This is a genomic window from Staphylococcus coagulans (genome assembly GCF_022557135.1).
In the GTDB taxonomy this organism is placed as follows: domain Bacteria; phylum Bacillota; class Bacilli; order Staphylococcales; family Staphylococcaceae; genus Staphylococcus; species Staphylococcus coagulans.
Window position 1 is genome coordinate 1617568 of sequence record NZ_CP092966.1, and the last position, 22969, is coordinate 1640536.

At 34.0% G+C, this 22969-nt stretch carries 21 protein-coding genes; 1 reads left to right on the forward strand and 20 read right to left on the reverse strand.

Going from position 1 to position 22969, the window contains the following annotated elements; genetic code table 11:
* Positions 1–49 precede the first annotated feature (49 nt).
* From rnjB to KM149_RS07795, 12 genes are all read right to left on the reverse strand, one after another.
* The gene (gene rnjB, locus KM149_RS07740; RefSeq protein ID WP_241415275.1) at positions 50–1723 is read right to left on the reverse strand and encodes a ribonuclease J2; all 1674 of its coding nucleotides are present in this window, start codon (positions 1721–1723) and stop codon (positions 50–52) included.
* A gap of 369 nt (positions 1724–2092) precedes the next feature.
* Positions 2093–4192: a polyribonucleotide nucleotidyltransferase gene (pnp, locus tag KM149_RS07745; protein WP_050331174.1), complete on the reverse strand. Its 2100-nt coding sequence runs from the start codon at positions 4190–4192 to the stop codon at positions 2093–2095.
* Positions 4193–4341: 149 nt separating this feature from the next.
* Positions 4342–4611 carry a 30S ribosomal protein S15 gene (gene rpsO, locus KM149_RS07750; protein WP_016424928.1) on the reverse strand — a complete coding sequence of 90 codons (270 nt, stop codon included), beginning with the start codon at positions 4609–4611 and terminating at the stop codon, positions 4342–4344.
* A 102-nt stretch (positions 4612–4713) separates the two neighbouring features.
* A complete protein-coding gene (ribF, locus tag KM149_RS07755) occupies positions 4714–5685 on the reverse strand; it encodes a riboflavin biosynthesis protein RibF (RefSeq protein WP_016424927.1) in 972 nt (323 codons plus the stop codon).
* Between the two features lie 15 nt (positions 5686–5700).
* Positions 5701–6618 carry a tRNA pseudouridine(55) synthase TruB gene (gene truB / locus KM149_RS07760; RefSeq protein WP_050345722.1) on the reverse strand — a complete coding sequence of 306 codons (918 nt, stop codon included), beginning with the start codon at positions 6616–6618 and terminating at the stop codon, positions 5701–5703.
* Positions 6619–6698: 80 nt separating this feature from the next.
* On the reverse strand, positions 6699–7043 hold the full coding sequence (rbfA, locus tag KM149_RS07765; protein WP_050331176.1) for a 30S ribosome-binding factor RbfA: 345 nt from the start codon (positions 7041–7043) through the stop codon (positions 6699–6701).
* A gap of 361 nt (positions 7044–7404) precedes the next feature.
* Positions 7405–8040, reverse strand: coding sequence for a Crp/Fnr family transcriptional regulator (locus tag KM149_RS07770; RefSeq protein WP_165545721.1), 636 nt, complete (start codon positions 8038–8040; stop codon positions 7405–7407).
* A 10-nt stretch (positions 8041–8050) separates the two neighbouring features.
* A complete protein-coding gene (locus tag KM149_RS07775; protein WP_050345724.1) occupies positions 8051–8800 on the reverse strand; it encodes a hypothetical protein in 750 nt (249 codons plus the stop codon).
* Positions 8801–8815: 15 nt separating this feature from the next.
* Positions 8816–9637 carry an ABC transporter ATP-binding protein gene (locus KM149_RS07780; protein ID WP_165545719.1) on the reverse strand — a complete coding sequence of 274 codons (822 nt, stop codon included), beginning with the start codon at positions 9635–9637 and terminating at the stop codon, positions 8816–8818.
* Positions 9638–9812: 175 nt separating this feature from the next.
* Entirely contained in the window at positions 9813–11042 is a 1230-nt protein-coding gene (locus KM149_RS07785; protein ID WP_165545718.1) for a radical SAM/SPASM domain-containing protein, read from the reverse strand.
* Positions 11032–11466: a hypothetical protein gene (locus tag KM149_RS07790; protein ID WP_165545717.1), complete on the reverse strand. Its 435-nt coding sequence runs from the start codon at positions 11464–11466 to the stop codon at positions 11032–11034. Before KM149_RS07790 ends, KM149_RS07785 begins: the two co-directional genes overlap by 11 nt.
* A 13-nt stretch (positions 11467–11479) precedes the next feature.
* Positions 11480–12037: a CPBP family intramembrane glutamic endopeptidase gene (locus tag KM149_RS07795; RefSeq protein WP_214970411.1), complete on the reverse strand. Its 558-nt coding sequence runs from the start codon at positions 12035–12037 to the stop codon at positions 11480–11482.
* Between the two features lie 194 nt (positions 12038–12231).
* Between KM149_RS07795 and KM149_RS07800 the strand changes: the two genes are divergently transcribed.
* Positions 12232–12570 (forward strand): YolD-like family protein, encoded by a 339-nt coding sequence (locus tag KM149_RS07800; RefSeq protein ID WP_214970408.1) that lies wholly within the window; start codon positions 12232–12234, stop codon positions 12568–12570.
* Positions 12571–12708: 138 nt separating this feature from the next.
* Here the strand turns inward: KM149_RS07800 and KM149_RS07805 are convergent, their stop codons facing one another.
* From KM149_RS07805 to KM149_RS07840, 8 genes are all read right to left on the reverse strand, one after another.
* Positions 12709–12891: a hypothetical protein gene (locus KM149_RS07805; RefSeq protein WP_050331186.1), complete on the reverse strand. Its 183-nt coding sequence runs from the start codon at positions 12889–12891 to the stop codon at positions 12709–12711.
* A 159-nt stretch (positions 12892–13050) separates the two neighbouring features.
* Positions 13051–13341, reverse strand: a complete 291-nt coding sequence (locus KM149_RS07810; RefSeq protein WP_206167716.1) for a hypothetical protein — start codon at positions 13339–13341, stop codon at positions 13051–13053.
* Between the two features lie 794 nt (positions 13342–14135).
* Positions 14136–16238: a translation initiation factor IF-2 gene (gene infB, locus KM149_RS07815; RefSeq protein ID WP_214970405.1), complete on the reverse strand. Its 2103-nt coding sequence runs from the start codon at positions 16236–16238 to the stop codon at positions 14136–14138.
* Positions 16239–16254: 16 nt separating this feature from the next.
* On the reverse strand, positions 16255–16560 hold the full coding sequence (locus KM149_RS07820) for a L7Ae/L30e/S12e/Gadd45 family ribosomal protein (RefSeq protein ID WP_016424923.1): 306 nt from the start codon (positions 16558–16560) through the stop codon (positions 16255–16257).
* Entirely contained in the window at positions 16557–16844 is a 288-nt protein-coding gene (rnpM, locus tag KM149_RS07825; RefSeq protein ID WP_016424922.1) for an RNase P modulator RnpM, read from the reverse strand. Before rnpM ends, KM149_RS07820 begins: the two co-directional genes overlap by 4 nt.
* A gap of 12 nt (positions 16845–16856) precedes the next feature.
* A complete protein-coding gene (gene nusA, locus KM149_RS07830; RefSeq protein WP_050332196.1) occupies positions 16857–18002 on the reverse strand; it encodes a transcription termination factor NusA in 1146 nt (381 codons plus the stop codon).
* An 18-nt stretch (positions 18003–18020) separates the two neighbouring features.
* Entirely contained in the window at positions 18021–18488 is a 468-nt protein-coding gene (rimP, locus tag KM149_RS07835; protein WP_241415276.1) for a ribosome maturation factor RimP, read from the reverse strand.
* A 123-nt stretch (positions 18489–18611) separates the two neighbouring features.
* Positions 18612–22919 carry a PolC-type DNA polymerase III gene (locus KM149_RS07840; protein ID WP_241415277.1) on the reverse strand — a complete coding sequence of 1436 codons (4308 nt, stop codon included), beginning with the start codon at positions 22917–22919 and terminating at the stop codon, positions 18612–18614.
* Positions 22920–22969 lie beyond the last annotated feature (50 nt).

Below are 22969 nucleotides of genomic sequence, written 5' to 3' on the forward strand. Positions count from 1 at the left end.
AAAGAGTAAGATTCGTTTTCTTGTTTGAACATCACACTGGTTTAAACGTTTATATTTCTGAAATCACAGGAATAATCATTGGACGTCTTCGTGTGCTTTCAAAGAGCAGTTTACTTACCTGATCTCTCATGTTTTGTTTCATTTCAGACCACTCAATACGTTTCTCTTGTAATCCCGCTTCCACAATTTCACGCACTTTATCTTCTGCTTCTTTTAATAAAGCTTCACTTTCACGAACATAAACGAAACCTCTTGATTGAATTTCTGGACCGGCTGCAATGCGTCGTTTCTTTGGATCAAGTGTTACGACAGCAATAAAAATACCATCCTCTGCTAACAAATGTCTATCGCGTAAAACAATATTTCCGACATCTCCAACACCGATACCGTCGATTAGAACATTACCAGCATTAACTTTTTCATTTAATGCCATGTCTTCCCCATCAAAATAAATAACATCTCCAGCTTCAGCTAAAAATATCTTTTCTGGGTTGACGCCTGATTCACTAGCGAGTTTAGCGTGACTAATTTGCATTTTAAACTCACCTTGAATCGGTATAAAATATTCCGGCTTCATCATGTTTAACATTAATTTTAATTCTTCCATGCAACCATGACTTGAAGCGTGAATTTTTTTATTATTTGGAATCACATATGCACCCGCACGCGCTAACTCATTAAGTGTATTTGCGATAATCACTTCCATATTGGCAGAAGCTGTAATAGCTAAAAAGACTGAATCGCCTTTTTCAATATTCATGATTTTATGTTTTTGGCGTGCCATCTGACTCAACGCTTCAACTGGCTCACCTTGCATACCTGTTGCAATAATTATGACTTCGTTTTTAGGATAGTTTTCGACTTCACTTATCGGTATTAACAAGTCTTTTGGAATATTAAAATATCCCATTTTACGAGCAATGCTAAATGAACTTTCTAATGAACGGCCTAAAAATGATACTTTTCTATTTAATTTGCTCGCAATATTTAAAACTTGTTGTATACGAATAAAGTTAGAAGCATAACATGAGACAATTAAACGCCCTTTTACTTTTGCAAATGCATCAAACATATGGCTTTCAATGACGTTTTCTGGCGTATTATAACCTGGTTTTTCCGCTTCAGTGGAGTCACTTAAAAGTGCAAAGACACCATTTTCGCCGATTTCTGCCATCTTTTTCATATCCGGGGCATATTGGCCATGTAAACTCTGATCAAACTTAAATTCACCTGTATAAACAATTGCACCGTAAGATGTATGGATACATACACCTAAACTATCCGGAATACTATGTGTTGTGTTGAAAAATGTCACATTTACACCTTTAAAACGCATCACCGATTCATTATTAACTACATAATATCTAATTTTTTTATTAATTTGACGTGCTTTTAAGTTTTCTTTTACAAGTCCTATTGTTAATTTCGAACCATATACCGGTGCGTCTACTTGTTCTAATACGTATGAAACCGCGCCAATCGCATGTTCATGACCATGTGTTAGAAAAATACCTTTTAATTTATGTTTATTTTCTAATACATATTGAATATCAGGAATCACTATATCGATACCTAACATTTCATCTTCAGGAAACTTTAATCCTGCATCTAACATAAACATTTCATCATCGACTTCAATGATATACATGTTTTTGGCAATTTCTCCTACACCACCTAGCGGTATGATTCGTATATCTTTATTTTTCTTTTTTACTAAATTCAAAATTTTACCTCCTACTCAATATATAGCCCGTCCATTTTACATTCATATTTTATTATAGTTGATTATACAAACTCTGTACACTATTAAAGTGTTACGAGTGGAACAGAAAATGATTTGCTTTCTGCCACTGAACCCATCAAGCATAACGTATGTTGTCATCGAAATGTTTTTAAAATCATTACAGCGTTGGTGTTTGTATTTGCTTTTGATCAAGTTAGCGCTATCAATGATTTCACCCATAGTTACTTTAAGTTGTTTTTTCGATGTAATATAAATACCCCTAAAGCTAAAATTATGCACTTCAGCTTTAGGGGTTCGCTAAACAGAAACGACGTTGGTGGTTTGACACACCAATGTATTTCTAAAAACTTATTGTGAAATTAACACTTTATGAGATGCATTCACACGGCCTTGCTTGTCAATTTCAGTCACTTTTACATTTAATGTATCGCCGATTTTTAATACATCTTCTACTTTATTAATACGCTCGTTTGAAATTTGAGAAATATGAACTAAAGCATCTTTACCTGGGAATAACTCAACAAAAGCGCCAAATTTCTCAATACGTTTAACTTTTGCATCGTAAATTTGTCCGACTTCTGCTTCTCTCACAATATTTTCAATCCAACTACGCGCTTGATTGATCATATCTTGTTCCGTTGAGCCTATAAATACTGTACCATCTTGTTCAATATCTAATTTAACACCCGTCGCATCAATAATTTCATTGATTTGTTTACCGCCTGGTCCAATTACGTCTCGAATTTTTTCAGGCTTAATTTGCATTGTTTCAACTTTAGGTGCATAAGCACTTAGTTCTGTTCTAGGTTGATTGATGGTTTGCATCATATGATCTAAAATCGCTAAACGTCCTTTACGTGCTTGTTCAAGCGCTTCTTCAATCACTTCTTTAGTTAAACCATCTATTTTAATATCCATTTGAATCGCTGTGATACCTTCAGTCGTTCCCGCTACTTTGAAGTCCATATCACCTAAAGCATCTTCCATGCCTTGGATATCCGTTAAAATCGTATATTGATCATCACGTGTGACAAGACCCATTGCAATACCTGCAACTGGTGCTTTAATCGGCACTCCTGCGTCCATTAAAGCTAAAGTAGAACCACAAATAGAAGCTTGTGATGAAGAACCATTAGATTCTAAAACTTCACTTACAATACGCACAGTGTATGGGAAATCTTTTTCATCTGGAATGATATATCTCAATGCACGTTCACCTAAAGCACCATGACCAATTTCACGTCTCCCCGGTGCTCGAACAGGACCTGTTTCACCTACAGAGAAGTTCGGGAAGTTATAATGATGCATAAAACGTTTATGCTCTTCTTCACCCAAACCATCAATGATTTGATATTCTGAAATTGAACCTAGTGTTAAAACAGATAACGCTTGTGTTTGACCTCGTGTAAACAAGCCAGATCCATGGGCACGTGGTAATAAACCAACTTCTGATGATAAAGGTCGAATCTCATCTGGCTTACGACCATCTGGACGGATTTTTTCGTCCGCAATTAATCTTCTTACCTCTTCTTTGATTAACGTATTAATAATCGCATTAACTTCTTTTAATAAAGCCTCATTTTCAGGATCTTCTTCGTCTTCAAAGTTTGCAAGGACACGTTCTTTAATCGTATCAAGGTTTTCTTCGCGCTCTTGTTTTTCAACCGTTTGAATCGCTTGATTTAGTCCTTCATTTTGAGTCATTTCAGTTACAGAATCAATAAGCGTTTGATTTTTTTCTTCTGGAATAAATTCTTGTTTTTCTGGTTGTAAATGTGCAATGATTTCTTCTTGAAATGCACATAAGCGTTTAATCTCTTCGTGACCAAATAATATCGCTTCTAGCATCTCAGCTTCAGTAATCTCACTTGCACCTGCTTCAACCATGTTAACAGCATCTTTATGGCCTGCAACTTCTAAGTCTAGACGTGATACTGCTTTTTGCTCTAAGTTTGGATTGATGACATATTGGCCATCTACTAATCCGACATTTACCCCTGCGATAGGACCTTGAAATGGGATGTCAGAAACACTCAGTGCCATTGAAGAACCAATCATTGCTGCCATTTCAGGAGAACAATTTGGATCTGCACTTAATACTGTGTTAATGATTTGGACATCATGACGATAGCCATCAGGAAATAATGGTCGTATCGGACGATCAATTAAACGTGCAGTTAATGTAGCTTCATCACCTGGACGTCCTTCTCTTTTTTTAAATCCACCCGGAATTTTCCCAGCCGCATACATTTTTTCTTCATAATTAACAGTCAACGGGAAAAAGTCACCATCACGTGGCTCTTTTGAAGCTGTTGCTGTAGATAGTACAACGGTATCACCGTATCGAACGAGTACAGCACCATTTGCTTGTTTCGCCAATTGTCCAGTTTCTATTGTTAACGGTTGGTTTGCCCATTCCGTCTTGAAAACCTTTTTTTCTTGAGACATGATAAATCTCCTCTCCTACCTCTTTACATTTCGTACCCTTTTACTATCAATATTATAGCTTACATTTTTGCCATTTAATAGTAAAAAAAAGAGCCGGGTACGATAATTGTCCCAGCCCCATTGATTCGTCTTAATTTAACTCTCTAAAATTAGCGACGGATACCTAATGATTTAATTAATTCACGGTAACGTTGGATGTCTTTGTCACGTAAGTAGTTTAATAAGTGACGACGACGGCCAACCATTTTTAATAAACCACGACGTGAGTGGTGGTCTTTTTTGTGAATACGTAAGTGATCGTTTAATGCACTGATTTCTGCAGTTAATACAGCGATTTGTACTTCAGGTGAACCTGTATCTGTTTCGTGTGTACGATATTCTTTAATTAATTCATTTTTACGTTCTTGTGAAATTGCCATTTGTCAATTTCCTCCTTTAATTTTTAATTGTGCCTCTATCTGAGTCAGGCGTCGGAGTCTCAACCTACCAAGATAAAGGTCTCTATCCTAATATCAATAGACTTAACTATTATAAGATACTTCATCGTCAAAATCAACAGCCAATAAATATTTTGCACGTTCTTTATCCTGATTCATTTGGGCAACAAGCGGGTCTATGCCATCAAATTTCAGCTCTGGTCGAATAAAATGATGCCAATAAATAGTGACACGTTCACCATAAATATTTTCTTCAAAATCAAAAATATTTACTTCAATAACGACTTGAGGCAAATCTTCGTGAAATGTAGGTTTCACACCAATATTGCATACCCCTCTATACACTTTTTCTTTCGAACCAATGACTAGACTCACTGCGTAAACGCCTTTTGTAGGAAGAACGTAATCATCACTCGGTTCAATATTGGCAGTTGGAAAACCAATCGTTCTGCCTCGTTTTTCTCCTTGAACAACTGTTCCTTTAATACGATAACGATATCCAAGTTGTTCATTAGCCTTTGCTAAATCACCTGATTTTAACGCGTTTCGTATAGCAGTCGTTGATATTTTCTCATCATTCAATTCTTTTTTTCCTACTGTAATACATTCGAATTGCGATTGATATTCTTGCATCATCGCCATGTTCCCTTTGCCATATTTACCAAATGTAAAGTCAAAGCCTGCAATAATTGCGCGTGCATGATTTTTTACTAAATAAGACTGAACAAATTCATCAGGCGATACTTCTGCAAAACGAGATGAAAAGTTAACCACGAGACAGTAATCAATATCATATTCGCCCAATAAAGCAACTTTGTCATCTAAAGGGGTTAAATAAGTAGTTCTTTTTTGTTTTGGATTCAATACAACTGATGGATGTGGATCAAATGTCATAACCGCTTTTTTGAGTCCCTTTTCTTTTGCAGTCGCTTCTAATTGTTCTAAAAGTGCTTGATGACCACGGTGTAGGCCATCAAAAAATCCCAAAGCCAACGCAATATCTTCTTGTATATATTGGTTAGGTTGGATGGGATGTGTAATTTCAATAACTTCCATAATCGATAATCTCCTTTAATTAAAAACCTTTTTAGGCTTTATTTCCTCTTGACGAGATGGATGTCTTTCATAAATGGCCATAACACGACCTGTTTCACCATCTATCATAACAATTTGGGAGTCAAAAGAAACATCAAATGCATTTTTTAAAAACTTCTGTCCATTTTTAATTTTTAATTTTAAAACTTCATCCATGACTTGATATATAGGTAAAGCTTTCAGACCATAGATGATCGGCAACAGTTTTTCTTGTAAACGTTCTTCTTCATGTAGCATTTCAATTTCACTCAAACTTAAGGCTTGTTCTAAAGATAAACCACCACTCACCGTTCGGGTCAGACGTGACATATGTGCTGGGACATTTAATGCTTTTCCAATATCTGTAGCTAGTGTACGGATATACGTTCCTTTACCACATGTCACTTCAATTTCAAAACGTATCATTCCATCTTCAAAATGCAACTCTGACAACCGTGCAATGTGTTCAATATAAATTTTTCTTTCCGGTCGCGCTACGGTTTCACCTTTTCTTGCATACTCATAGAGTTTTTTTCCGTTTACTTTTACTGAAGAATACATCGGAGGAATCTGTGTCGTCCAACCTTCAAATTTTTGCAAAACTTTATCAATTTGCTTAGCATTAATATCGGATGGTTGTAATCTAACTTGCTCTAATACATCACCAGTTTGATCTTCAGTCGTTGTGGATAAACCGAGCGTGACCTCAGCATGATACGTTTTACCCATTTCCATGACATAGTCACTGACCTTTGTGGCTTGTCCAATACAAACGGGCAAAACACCATCCACTTCAGGATCTAATGTGCCAGTATGGCCGATTTTCTTTGTATTTAGAATTTTACGCAACTTAAAAACGACATCGTGACTGGTTAATCCGCGTGGCTTATTTACTGGTAAAATGCCGTGGTACATTTCATCTACTCCTTTTCACAAAAAAACTAGAATACGTTGATCCCTTCAGAAAATCAGGCTACGTATTCTAGCGCATGCTGTTAATCTCTCTTGTTTAAATCTTGAATCAACTGCTCAATACGATTACCGTATTCAATGGATGCGTCATATTCAAATTGCAAATCGGGTACAATTCTAAGTCGCATACGTTGACCAATTTCTGATTTAATAAAACCTTTTGCTTTTTCAAGACCTTTAAAAGTATCTTCACGTTCTTTATCATTGCCTAAAACAGTCAAATAAACTTTTGCTAATGATAAATCATTTGTAGGTTGAACATCAGTAATTGTTAAAAATCCAACTCTTGGATCTTTCAATTTGTTATTGATAATGTCCATTAACTCTTTTTTCATCTGTTCACCAACACGTTCTGCTCTCATATTCATAGTTATGCCTCCTTTCACTTTATTCGTAGCGTTTTCCTCATTTACACATTATAAAGGACATCCTAAATATGCGTCAATCTAGTTTACCATCGCCCTAGTCTGCCTTGAAATAGATAGTAGGTCATCTTTTATATTCTGCACTAAAGTCAGACTTGAACTTCCACATTAAAAAATACACTTTCCTGTATTGTAAACATATTAAACAAACAGAAAAGCGTATTGCTATAACTCATTTATACATTATCATGCTATTTGTTCGTCGTTTTTACTTCCTTCATTTATTATAATTTATTTTACATTTATCCTTTCAGCTTGTTAGTCTTTGTTTTAATTTATTTTCTCACGTAAAAACTGCACTTACTTAACCATAAGCGCAGTATATACTAGGGCAATTTTCACATTTCAACTTACTTCTCAAACACTCTAAATTTAAAATGAATATTTTTTTACTTTTATAGATTAGTAATTTATCAGCATACAATTTCTTCATATTCCTACTAACTGTTTCTCTAGTCAACATAGATAGTTCTGCTAATTCTTTATGTGTCAAATCTAAATCAATTAATATTCCGTTTTCTTTTTCTAATCCAAATGTATTTGCAAGTTTTACCAAACAAGCAATTAAGTTTAAACTCTTCTCTTGAAAAGATGTATCTCTTATTGTCATGTTCATTCTTGAATAAAGAATTGTTATCAACTGTCGTAAATCTTTTTTACTTTCTACTCCTGCATTCCTGTTGAAAAAGTCTTTGTTGATAATTTTCATGCGCATTTTACTTTTAGCTTTTATTGACATATAAGAACTTTCAATATATTGTACTGAGCCTGATTTTAGAACGTTTATTATCCTACTTTCACCGTTATTATAATAATGTTTTACAAATAACACCCCTTCATCTACAGCTATTATCACATCATTATCAAATTTAACTTCTTGCGATTTGTTTAATTTTAATGTATCACCGGCAACTGTAATAAATTCTAATAAGGCACCCATTTAATCCCCCTTATGTGTTAAATCTTTTGTAACGAAACACTATAAATAAAAACAATAATACTATAATAGATAACACAATTGCACCGTTCATATACAAATTAAAACGACTTATTTCTTCTATATTACTATTTAAAGCTACAAAATTAGGTAAATAAATTTTTAAATCCTTTATACTAAGAAAAACAGACATAATTATATCAATTACTATTACAACTATAACACTACTAAATGATTTAATAAATAATGATATTAAAACCATTGTTAGCATTAAAACAATTAAATATAATACTATGAAAAATGATTGAGTCAGTATTTCTGAAAAATCACCTTTTTCAAATTTATCTGTTAAATAAATATCACTATTTTTTACAAATAATTTATACGCTAAAAACGAAATAAGATTGAATATAGTTACAAAGAAAAAAGGTATCAGTATTAATAAAACCATTTTCACAGTTATATTTATAACTCTATTAGGGAATCGTACAAGTTCATATATTATTTGTCCTCCCACGATATGGTTTGTAAACTGCGAATATACGAACAAAATAAAAATATAGTGCAATTTGAAAGTAAAAAGTAGTTGAACCATTGTTAATATAAAAGTTGTAATTCCAACTTTCCCTCCTATTTGTAGCCAACTAGGGTTACTTTTTATAATAATCCCCCAAACAATAGGATAAAGTAATATTAAAAGTAAAAATAAGGTTATTAAACTATGTTCCATCTTATTGAGTTCAAAACGTAAGAGTTTTAACATAATGAATACCTCCTGCTATTCGATGTATTGATTGATTTTTAAATCAATTTTTTTCATTTCTTCTTTTTTAAACTTTGACAATACTTCATACAGCAGTTCAGTGTCATTGTTTAATATCAGTTCGTTGTTATTAATAATAACTCCTTTTCTACTTTTTATTTGTTCTAGGCTATCAAATGTTTCATACGTCAAAATAATTTTTTTAGAGATTAATTTTTTTGTTTCAGTTAATTTTCCATCTGATAAGTAAACAAATCTATCACACATGCCATCTATCTCTGATAATTGATGACTTGAAATTATTATTGTCACACCTTGATTCCTTAAATCAATCAGTCTTTCTTGTAGTTTTAAGACTCCTATTGGGTCTAAACCTACGTATGGTTCATCTAAAATCAATAAATCATAAGGGTAATTTAGAACTATAGCTAATCTTAATCTTTGTTTCATACCAAAAGAGAAATTTTTAACTTTTCTTTTATAAGGTAAATTATATTCATCTAAAATGCTTGTATATTTTTCTTTAAAACTAGCATTATTTAATATATCAATCATTCTCAAAGTTTGTATTGCATTTAAATTCAAATATGTATCTTCTTGTAACAACATTCCAATACGTTGCATTTCAACTGAATTTTTTTGAAAAGTTGTGCTTCCTTGAAATTCTATTTTACCATTATAATTTATTAGTCCGAGTATCGCTTTCATTAGTGTTGTTTTCCCTGTTCCATTGTTTCCTATTAACCCAACTATTTCTCCTGTTTTCACATTTAGATTTATATTCTTTAGTATATTTTTTTTTGAAAAACTAACACTTAAATTTGTAATTTTCAACATTTTTCTCACCTCTTAAAAAAAGTGAGGCGCACAAAGCACACTCACTTTTTAAACTTTTAAATACTCCACGATTTAATATTTTTACCTGCGGAAATACAAATTCCTATAACGCCACCAGATGCACAACCTTTTTTGTTACTAAATAATTTCGTACAAAATAGCATAGTATCACCTCCTATAGTGCTTCTTCTAACTCCTTAATTAAGTTGTTATAAAATTTATAATAAAAACCACAATAAGGGTCTTTACCATCTTTTTCACCTGTATGTAAGTATGCTCTTGCTCTACAACCTCCACCACATAAATACCTTACATTACAGTTTTTACAGCCTTTTAAGTCGTCTACAATGTAGTTTTTGAAAAATGAGTTTTGTTGAGATTCTATTGCATCAGATAAGGTAATATCTTTCAAATTGCCTAAGATCATACCTTCCAACATAAGCATATGACATGGATAAATGTCTCCATCTGAGCTAATTGCAATAACTCCATCGCCTACACCACAAGACTTATTAGTTTCTAAACTTTTATAAGCATTAACATCACAAGTAACACCATTTAGTTCTGATAAAGCAATAGACAAATCATTCAAACCTTCTTTATTAAAAATTAATGAGCTGTATTGATTTGAGTTGTCAGTTGTTATCATACTAAAAGATATACTAACACCAAGCCTATCTGCTAATTCTTTAAATTTATACATATCCTTTACATTTTTTTGATGTATAGTAGGAAGTATATTAACTTTAAAATCGTGCTCTAAAAATTTATTTATATTCTTAATTATTCGGTCATGAATACCGTCATCACGAATATATCCCTTTGTTTTATTATCAAAAGTATCTATAGAGACTGAAATCTCATCAACATATTTATTAAGATGTTTAAGTACGTGATTATTCACTATAGTTCCATTTGTAATCAGAATTAACTCTTTGACTTCTCTATCTTTTATATACTTACAAATATCTACAATATCTTTTCTAATTAAAGTTTCTCCCCCGGATATTACTATTGTCTTCACATTGTGTCTTACTAATTCGTCTACTTCTTTCTTAATGAAAGCTAAACTTTTGTCTTTAGCAATGTTTCTGCTGTCATTCATTGAGTAGCAGCCTACACAATTTAAATTACATCTGTTTGTTACATGTAAATACGCTGAACCAACAGAGTTATCGTCTTCACACTCATAATCGTCAAGAAAGCCATTACCTTCCATATGTTTAAATAGAAAATTAATATTATCGCTAAACCCATTCAACTCTTCTTTTTCATATGGCATTCCTTTTATAAAAGAATATCCCTCATTATCAAGCCCTATTATCAAGCTATTACCCAAATTGAAAAGCATCGGGATCTCATTTACAGTTTGAAGTTTGACATTTTTGTTTAGTTTAACGACCATAATCTTCCCCTCTTTTTCTCATCTTTTTAGCACGCATGTTTATTCCGAAATAAGATATACCGATAGTAATACCTAACAGTATTAAATATGAAAAAAATAGTTGAAATGGTGAGTTTGATTGATTACTAACTTTTACATCGGCAGAAAGTATATTTTTTGAGTTTTCTATGACTTTGGCTATGTCGTCATTTTTTATCACGCTAGGAATATTTAGCAAAGCTGTTGAAATCACTGTGTTTAAAATTAAAGCTACATGATTTATTTTTTCTGAGCTAAAAATTAAAATATTAAAAACAATAATAACCACCAAAGGTATAATTATTAACATCAACATAAAAGTAAAGACATTTAAGCTGGGAAATATGGAAATATTTATCGCTATTAGCGCAATCATTATCCCATACATAATTATAATTTTATTCATTTTAAAATCCTCCTTAAACTAGTAGATTGTATATTGTATGTATAAATACTGTGTCTTTAATATCTTTAGTTTTGTAAGCAATAGCCCCTAAAATTAAACCTAAAAACATGCGTAATGTGATATTTATAATAAAACTTTCTGAGTTATGTAAAATAACTGCGAACAAGAGTGAAGAAATTATTAATGAAGTAGAGACATTGAAAATTTCTAGTAATCTACCTAAAATAATCTTTCTGTAGAAAAACTCCTCTGACAAACCTACTATTAACATGGCAACCAGAAATTCTATATTTTGATAATTCAAAAAAATCAATGTAATATAAAAGATTAATCTCACTAAATATTTCCAGTTAAACACATTGTTAAAAAATTTAATAGGCAAATTGAACTTTCTATATGTCAATGTCGGTAATAACAAGAAAACCAACAGCATTGACAAGGAAGTACCAGAAATATATTCAAGTCTTTGCCCCAATAATATTGAAAACACTGTAGCAAAAACAACAAACAAAAAGATAGTTGTACATGAAGCAGTTACAACTTCCAAAATTACCATTTTTTTACTTTTCATTGTTTACCACCTAAATAAATTATCCCATTTATTTAAATTCATTTCAGTGATTTCTATCACAAATAAATAATTATTTTTAGTTGTTTTTAATAATTTACAAGTAAAAACTAATTTTAACGTGGTGTATCACAATTAGTTATTTTCATTTTGCGTAAATCGAACTTAAGTTCTATAATATATTCTGAGGTGCCACCATGATTGATAAAAACTTACCACCAGAATATCAATATGAAACTGATTACAGAAAAATACCGAGACGATATCTTAACCCCAGAATATCTAAGGGTCGAGGTATGGTTAAATGGCATCCCTTTAAGACTATACCTGACCAATACAGACTGATAAGTGAGTATGAAGAAAATCAAAATAAAGTACATAAGCCATTGCTGACTGATGAACAAGTGTTACATTTAAATCAACAAATTCAGTTTGCTATATACAACAATTTTTACGTTTCCGTAGACTATTGGAAAGACGGTTATATGCGAAACATAAAAGGATTTATTAAGAATATAGATGAAATCAAAGAGTAAATACAAATCACTCATGAACGTGGTACTGATTCTCGTTATCTTTTTACGTTCTATATAATATCGAAAAGAGCCTGGGACATAAATCCCAAAATAATAGCGTAGAGATGATTCGTGATCGAATCACCTCTACGCTTTTCTTTATCTGCCGTGATATTTGATAAATGCGTAATTTGTTTGTTGGTTATCGCTAGCCATCTGATTGTAACTTAAAACCATTTCTTTAAGCAAATCTCTCTTTTGCTTTGATAAATTGTCTTTAGCAACCAAATCCTCATTTACATATTTATCTCCCAAACTATTTTGAGATATGTATTTTTCCATATCGTTTATTTCTTGTATTATTTCAGCATAAAGTTCTTAGTCTTTTTTATCTATGCGTCGTCAATTACTGTTTGCTTTGCGCTAACTGGTTCCACAATAAAAGTAAAACATAATATCAAAGAGATAAAAGAAAAAAGTATTTTATTAATTTTATTCATATTATCTGCTCCCTGAAAAGTATCCTAATCCGAAAAATAGTAAAAAAATAATCAATGGTATCAAAACAAATAAATTAACCATATTTACTATAAACCACGTTAACCCAACTTTTCTCAGTTTTGTATCTGCGGCGCTAATATGCCAACCAGAAAATACACCAGCAGCTAATGATGTTGCGCCAAAATAAATCAATAAGTCTCCAACACTTTTCGTAAAAATTAAACAAATAACTATTCCTAAAATTAAAAATAAATAGTTCAGAGCATTAACGATACGTATTGCTCTATCCATGAGCCTCACCTTCCTATAAAATAATATTTTTCTCTTATATTGTATAAACATAGATTTAAATCAAAACCACCCGTGTGAACGGGTGGTTTGTTCTTCGGCTGAAAGCTTCTGTTACTGACCAGCCCTTATAAGGGCACTGAGAAAATCAGCCAACCATATCTACATAGAAACCTTTACACCAATATTTTCTATTTCCATACCTATTATAAATGCTAATTTAAAAATGTACACTCTCGCTTGAATAAGTATGTACAAAAACGACTGTTTTAATCATAGTTTGATTGAGCTGAAATTATGAACTATACAGTCAAAATAGATACAGAAATTAAAATTACAAGCCTTTCAAGCCTTTCAAGACTTACCAAAACTGAAAGAAATGATGGAGAGTGCAAAAATGAAAATCAATAAAAGTAAGTTAGCTCGTGATCTTGGTAAAGATAGACGGACAATCGACAAATACTTAAAAGGTTTCACACCGTCAAGTTCTCGAAAAAGAACTTCAAAAGTTGATAAGTACTACAATGTGATTCAACTACTTTTATCAGAAGAAATGATATGCCCCCATTACACCGGACACATAAAGTGAAAAGTTGAATGGAGGCATTTTTTGTGATTGGTAAAATATCAAATGAAGATTTTAAAAAGGTATTTAACACATATGCTTTCTTTATTTATTCGACTGGTAGTGTTTACCATGTTAAAATTTATCACAAAAACATGGAAATGTGTATTTTTTCACGTCAAAACTACTACTTCTTTAATAAGTCAAAAAGTTCTTGAAACCGTTGATATTCCTATCTTTCGACTTCTACCATTACGAAAGCTTCAATAATATCGCCTTCTTTAATATCATTAAATTTTGCAATCGTGATACCACATTCATAACCTTGGGCCACTTCTTTTGCATCGTCTTTAAAACGTTTTAAAGTATCTAATTCACCTTCAAATAGGACAACCCCGTCACGAATAATGCGGACACTTGAATCACGTGTGATTTTACCTTCTGTCACATAACTTCCGGCAATTGTACCCACTTTAGAAACTTTAAATGTTTGACGCACTTCTGCTTGACCAATGACTTTTTCTTCGAATTCTGGATCAAGCATACCTTTCATTGCTGCTTCAATTTCTTCAATAACATTATAAATAACGCGGTGTAGACGCATATCTACATTTTCAGCATCAGCCGCACGTTTTGCACCTGCATCAGGACGTACGTTGAAACCGATGATAATACCGTTTGAAGCATTAGCCAACGTTACGTCGGATTCGTTAATAGCGCCCGTAGCAGTGTGGATAATACGCACATTTACGCCTTCCACATCAATTTTCATTAATGAAGCGGCTAAAGCTTCAACAGACCCTTGTACGTCACCTTTAATAATTACGTTTAAGTCTTTCATTTCACCTTGTTTCATTTGTTCAAATAAATTATCAAGGGAGACATTTTTGCTTTCTTGACGTTGTTGTAAAATGCTTTCTTGTTCACGCGCTTCACCAATACGACGCGCTTTCTTCTCGTCTTTAAAGACAACAAAACGGTCACCTGCTTGTGGTACATCGTTTAATCCTGTAATTTCAACTGGTGTAGAAGGGCCAGCAGATTTGATTCGTTTACCTAAATCATTAACCATTGCTCTCACTTTACCGTGTGTATTACCAACGACTAATGCATCACCTACATGTAATGTTCCGTTTTGAACGAGTAATGACGCTGCTGGACCACGAGATTTGTCTAACTCCGCTTCAATCACTGTTCCAACTGCTGGTTTGTTAGCATTCGCCTTTAATTCTTGGACTTCAGATACTAAAATTAACATTTCGAGTAAATCATCAATACCTTCGCCACTTAATGCTGATAGCGGTACAAAAATCGTATCGCCACCCCAGTCTTCAGGAATTAAATTATATTCTGTTAATTCTTGCATAACGCGATCAGGGTTTGCAGTTGGTTTATCAATTTTGTTTACTGCAACAATAATTGGCACATCTGCTTCTTTAGCGTGATTAATCGCTTCAATCGTTTGTGGCATAACACCGTCATCTGCAGCAACAACTAAAATAGTAATATCTGTCACTTGGGCGCCACGTGCACGCATTGTCGTAAATGCGGCATGTCCAGGTGTATCAAGGAAAGTAATCTTTTTACCATTGTTTTCTATTTGGTAGGCACCAATGTGTTGCGTAATACCTCCCGCTTCACCTTCAGTGACACGCGTGTGACGAATCGAGTCTAATAAAGTTGTTTTCCCATGGTCAACGTGGCCCATGATTGTAACAACTGCAGGTCTTACTGTAGCATTTTCGTCTTCTTCAATGTCATCAAAGTAAATAGAAAGATCATTATCATCTACAATGACTTCTTCTTCTATTTCCACACCATAATCTGATGCAACAAGCTCTAAAGCTTCAACATCTAACGATTGGTTAATGTTGGCCATAATGCCTAGCAAGAATAATTTTTTAATAATCTCAGATGAATCTACACCTAATTTGTCAGCTAATTCTCCAACTGTAATACCTTCAGTATACGTAATTTTAGATGGCATTTCTTTAGGTTCACTTGGTTGTTGTACTTTTTGATTCTTTTTGTTTTGTTTATTATTTTTAGAACCTTTATTATTCTTTTTATTTTGTTTTTGTTGCTGGTTTGGTTTACCTTTTTGGTTTTTACCTTGTTTTTGGTTTTTGTGATTTGATTGAGTATTTTTTTGCGATTTTGTATCCTTTTGTGCTTGATCTTTTTTGAAAACTTTATCTAATGATTTAACTTGATCATCTTCTAAAGTTTGCATATGATTCGATACTTCTACGCCCTCTTTTTTCAACTCATCAATCACATCTTTACTTTTTATATTTAAATCTTTTGCATACTCATAAATTCTTTGTTTACCCATTAAACCACTCCTAACATTATTCATCTATCATTGACATCAACTTTTTTGCAAATCCTTGATCAGTGATACCAATATTAACACGTGCACTTTTGCCCAATGCGTCGCCTAAATCATCACGATGGCTGATGATTCGATATGGTGTTTGATAACTATGACACTTATTTATCAGATTGTTTTTAGTGTTATCTGATGCATCACTCGCAATTAAAACAAGCTTTAATCGATGCTTTTTTAGTTCAGCAAGAATAACAGACTCACCCGTTTTTACTTTACCTGCACGCATCGCTAAGCCTAAGAAATTCAAAATTTGTTGTTGATTCATTTGGTAGGTATCTCTTCTCTATAAATTAGACGAATAATTTCTTTATATACTGGCTCTAACGTTTCTTGAGACGCTTTAAAAAATTGTTCTAACTTTTGTGCTTGTTGTGCCTGTTCTATTAGCGCAATATCTTTTGAAACATAAGCGCCACGGCCTGGTAACTTTCCAGTTGCATCTGCAGATATTTCGCCTTCTTTATTTTGCACGACGCGGATCATATCTTTTTTAGGTTTCATTTCATTTGATAAGATACACTTTCTCATAGGAATTTTTCTCTTTTTCATTCAAAATCCCTCCTATTTTTCGTTGCTTTCATCCTCTAAATCAACCAAAACATCGTCATGCTGTTCATCTTCAACATGATTTGATTCTGAAACAGTATCGTTTGCTTCACCGATACCAAGTTCTTTCGCATCTGATTCAGATTTAATATCAATTTTCCAGCCAGTCAATTTCGCGGCAAGACGTGCATTTTGTCCACGTTTCCCAATAGCAAGAGATAATTGATAATCTGGAACAATGACCGTTGTAGATTGATTTTCTTCGTCAACAATAACATCGATTACTTGAGATGGACTTAAAGCATTTCTAACAAATACTTTAGGATCGTCACTCCATTGTACGATATCAATTTTTTCTCCACCGAGTTCTTCTACAACCGCTTCTACACGCGCACCTTTAGCACCAACACAAGCACCCACTGCATCAATGTCAGGGTTTTCTGAGTAAACACTAATTTTAGATCGGTCTCCCGCTTCACGTGCAACAGATTTAACCTCAACAGTACCTTCAAAGATTTCAGGTACTTCTTGCTCGAATAAACGTTTTAACAAACCGGGATGACTTCTAGAAACAAAAATTTGTGGTCCTTTTGTCGTTTGCTCAACTTTGTTTACATAAACTTTAATGCGTGCATTCGGTACATAAGATTCATTAGGGCTACGTTCTGCTTCAGATAACACTGCTTCAGTACGTCCTAAATTAACGTAAACATAGCGATGATCGACACGGTCAATAACACCTGTCATAATGTCTTCTTCTTTATCAATAAATTCTTCATATAAAATTTCGCGTTCTGCGTCACGTAAACGTTGCATCACAGCTTGTTTCGCTGCTTGTGCACCTACACGTCCAAAGTCTTTCGGTGTTACATCTTCTTCATAAATGTCCCCTACTTCGTATGCTGGATTTTTAACTAATGCAGTTGACAAGTCGATTTCTTCACGGTCATCAAATACTTCTTCAACAACTTCCTTACGTGAAATGACACGGAAAGTCCCACTGTCCAAATTAAGTTCGACACGTACGTTACGCGCACTATCATAATTCTTTTTATAAGCTGTAATTAAAGCAGCTTCAATTGCATCTACTAATACCGCTCTTGGAATCTTCTTTTCTTTCTCTAAATATTCCGTTGCTAACAATAATTCATTACTTTTCACTCATTTTCCTCCTCACATTTAAAGCATGACTGCATGGCGTGCTTTTGCAACTTTATCACGTGGAATTGTGACCGTTTTTGTTTTAGATTTAATTTTCACTTCGATTTCAATCGCTTCATCAGAAACGGATTCCAATCGTCCTAACCATTCTTTTTCACCTTCAATTGGTGCATAAAGCGACACAAATACAGGTTGATTTATCGCATTTTGAAAATCTTTTTCATTTTTAATTGGTCTTTCAGCACCTGGTGACGCAACGTCTAAATAATAAGCTTGTGGGATTGGATCATTTGCATCCATGACCTCACTAATACGTTCAGAAGCTAATGTACAATCATTTAAATCCACACCGCCTGGCTTATCAATTGCAATGTGCAAATAATGATCTTTACCCTCTTTTGTAAACTCAACATCAACTAATTCAAAATTTAATTCGTCAAGGACAGATTGTATTATTGTTTCAACTTGCTCTGTAACTTTACTCATACGAGCCCCCTTATCACTGACAAACAAATAGAAAAGAGCGGGTGATACCCACTCTTTCTACTTGAGTCTAATTTTATAAGCATGCTTATTATACCACAGTTTTGATAAGGCGACAAATGAATGTTACATATCAAAAATCGAGAGTTGTGCTTTATCTGGCATATCATGTAAAGTTCCTAAATCATCGAGGTATTCAATAATTTTTTGAGAAACCCCCGCTTTTTTATTTAAATCCTCTTTGGATAGAAACGGACCATCTTCTCTCGCTTCCACGATACGTTTTGCAACGTTTTCACCAAGTCCAGGAACAGCAACGAAAGGCGGAATCAACGTATCCCCTTCGATTGTAAATTCATAAGCTTGACTTTTCTCAAGGCTCACTGGTTGCATACGGTAACCTCGATGTGCCATTTCATTCATAATTTCAAGCACGGTTAAAATGTCTTTTTCTTTTTTACCGAGATCCATATAACGTGAATACATGTCTTTCACTGTATTTCGAATACTTTCTTTATCTTTTACCATCGTCAATAAATCAAAATCGGATGCTCTTACTGTAAAATAACTTGCATAATAGAATAAAGGATGATGCACTTTAAAATAAGCAATTCTTACAGCCATAAGGACGTACGCTGCTGCGTGGGCTTTCGGGAACATATATTTAATTTTTTTACAAGAATCGAGGTACCAATCAGGCACGTTATTCTCTTTCATAACTTGTTCAAATTCTTCTGTTAACCCTTTACCTTTACGTACCGCTTCCATAATTTTAAATGCAAGTGAGGGTTCAAGACCTGCATACATTAAATAAACCATGATGTCGTCACGACAACCAATACAGCTCGAAAGTGTACAAGTTCCACTTCGAACAAGTTCTTGTGCATTTCCTAACCATACATCCGTTCCATGTGATAAACCTGAAATTTGGACGAGCTCGGAAAAAGTGGTTGGCTTCGTATCTTCTAACATTTGTCTTACAAAGCCTGTCCCAAATTCAGGTACACCAAACGTTCCTGTTTTCGCTAATATTTCTTCTTCTGTTACACCTAATGGCTCAGGGGAGCTAAAGATGCCCATCGTTTCTTTATCATCTACAGGTATTGTTTTAGGATCAATACCTGATAAATCTTGTAACATACGAATCATTGTCGGATCATCGTGTCCGAGAATATCTAGTTTCAATACATTATCGTGTATCGAGTGGAAGTCGAAATGCGTCGTCATCCAAGGCGAATTTTGATCATCTGCAGGATATTGAATCGGTGTAAAGTCATAGATATCCATATAATCTGGTACTACGATAATACCACCTGGGTGTTGACCTGTTGTTCGTTTAACACCGGTACAACCTTTAACTAAACGATCAACTTCTGCGCCTCGTTTATGGATACCTTGGTCATTTAAATAACCTTTCACAAAACCGAATGCTGTTTTTTCAGCAACTGTACCAATTGTCCCTGCACGATAAACGTAGTCCTCTCCAAACAATACTTTAGTGTAATTATGTGCTTGCGGCTGATATTCGCCACTAAAGTTCAAGTCAATATCAGGTACTTTATCCCCTTTGAACCCTAAAAATGTTTCGAATGGGATATCTTGGCCTTCTTTGATCATTTGAGTCCCACATTCACAAGTTTTATCAGGCAAATCAAAACCAGAACCAACTGAACCATCATTAAAGAATTCACTTTTTTTACACTTAGGACAAATATAATGCGGTGGTAATGGATTTACTTCTGTAATTTCAGTCATTGTCGCCACAAAGCTTGAACCCACTGATCCACGTGAACCAACTAAATAACCATCTTCGAGCGACTTTTTCACGAGTCTTTGTGAAATCAAATAAATAACTGCGAATCCGTTCCCAATAATACTTTCTAACTCTTTTTCTAATCGATCAATAACGATTTGCGGTAAATCCTCACCATATAGTTTTTTGGCATTATTGTAACTCATTTCACGAATTTCTTCATTGGCACCATCCATATTTGGTGTATAAAGTTTATCTTTAATTGGTACAACTTTTTCAACACGCTCTGCTAAAGCTCTTGTATTCTCTACAACGACTTGATAAGCCCGAGATTCACCTAAAAAGTGAAAATCATTAAGCATCTCATCTGTTGTTCTGAAATGCGCTTCAGGTAAAGTAGATCGGTTCAATGGATTACCGGGTTGTGAAGCAATTAAAATTTTCCGTGCGATACTATCGTGTTCGTTTAAATAGTGCACATTACCTGTTGCGATGACTGGAATATTGTTTGTTTCGCCCACTTTCAAAATTCGTTCGTAAATTTCTACAAGCGTTTCATTGTCGCGAATTAATTCACGATCAAGTAAATCTTGATATAGTGCAGGTGGCTGTATCTCAATATAGTCGTAATACTTGGCAATCCGTTCGACTTCAGATTGATCTTTTTGCATCACCGCAGTGAAAACTTCACCTTCATCACATGCGGTTCCAACTAAAATTCCTTCACGATATTGATCTAATAGTGAACGTGGAATTCTAGGTGTACGATAATAATATTTAACAAGTGAAGCGCTGACGATTTTGAATAAGTTCTTTAAACCTGTCTGATTTTGAACAATCAGCGTAACGTGTTGTGGACGCGCTCGCTTATAAGCATCCTCATTTGATAATTTTTTATTAATATCTTGATGGTTGTGTACATCTAATGCTTTAAGTTGCGCTAACATTTTAATGAAAATATAGGCAGTTGCTTCAGTATCATAGATTGCTCGGTGATGTTGTGTCAGTTCAACACCATACTTTTTAGCTAAAAAGTTCAATCCATGCTTACCATAACTTGTATTAATCGTTCTTGAGAGTTCAAGTGTATCAATAACCCCATTAGTTGAAGGACCGAAGCCAAGTCGCTCATAGTTTGTGTCTATAAATCCCATATCAAAAGATGCGTTATGTGCAACGAAAATGGCGTCTCCTACCCATGTTTTAAAATCTGTTAGCACCTCTTTTATCTCTGGTGCATCTCGTAACATGTCATCGGTAATGTGGGTTAAATTTTTAATCGTTTCAGACAGCTTTTCGTGCGGATTACTAAAACGTTCAAACTTGTCTATAATTTCACCGTTTTTCACTTTTACTGCAGCTAATTCTATAATTTTGTCGTATTGGTTGGATAAACCTGTTGTCTCGACGTCAAACACTACATATGTGGCATCGCTTAATCGTATATCGGTCGGTTTATAGGCAATAGGTACACCATCATCAACGAGCATCCCTTCCATACCATAAATCATTTTTATGCCATGTTTTTCTGCTGCAGCATGCGCATCTGGATATGCTTGCACAACATTATGATCTGTCACTGCAATCGCTTCATGCCCCCATTTAGCCGCTTGTGCAACATATTCACCGATATGTGTCACACCGTCCATTTGGCTCATAGAAGTATGCAGATGGAATTCGACGCGTTTTTCTTCAGCCTTATCCACTTTCGGCGTACGCTTGATTTCTTCAATATCTGACATCATCATCACAAGATCTCGAATAAACATATCTTCTTCGATACGTCCTTGTGCTCTTATCCATTTACCTTCAGATAATGCTTTGAAGTGTTCTAAGTCGTCTTTATTTTTACGTGTAAACATTTTAAGTACTAATGAGTCTGTATAGTCCGTCACCTTAAGTTCCACAATATGGCGTCCACTTTTGAGTTCTTTAAGATTTATATCAAAAATGACACCTTCAATAGCGACTTTAAACTCTTCCTCAATAATACTTTCAATCGGTCGCACATTTTCAACTTGAATTGGTTTACCAATTTGACAGCGCGTTACGGATGCTTCGTTATCATCTTTTGTACGTTGCTCTTTCATCTTTTCTATTTTTGCTGTTGCTTCTCTCACACTTTGCTCATCCTCTTGTTGAATGTGTGCCTCAAGAGAAGCTAAATCATCGTCATGACCATGCACATCAGTTTCAAACACCACTTTTTCAACATCAAAACCACATCGTTGCATTGCTTTGACCAGGCTTCCGTTGCAGACCTTATTAAAGTGTTGGCCTTCGATATCATTTTGAACGAGCACTTTAACAACATTGCCAGACATCACAATACGTTTTTGTTTAAGTTGACCTTTGACTTTAGGAGATAGTTGCGTTTGGTCGATACAATCTCCAAAATATTTTAATAAATACTCATCTTGACCTTGATGCGTTGCAACTGTAATTTTCCAAACAACATTTGCGATATCTTGAAAGCTCTCTTTCATTGCATGAGTCAATACAGCATAATCATCATATTTTAATAATCGTGGTAATTGGATATGAAAAATCCATTCACGAGATTTTTCAGAAACATCGATGCGTGTCAATAGACCTTGTTCGATAATATCTTGATCAAAATAATCTTGCATATGAATTTGTTTTAAGAGAATCTTAAACTTTTCTTGATCCTTTAATGCCACACTCATAACCACCTTATTTTAATTGCCGTACATCCATTTGTATTTAAAAA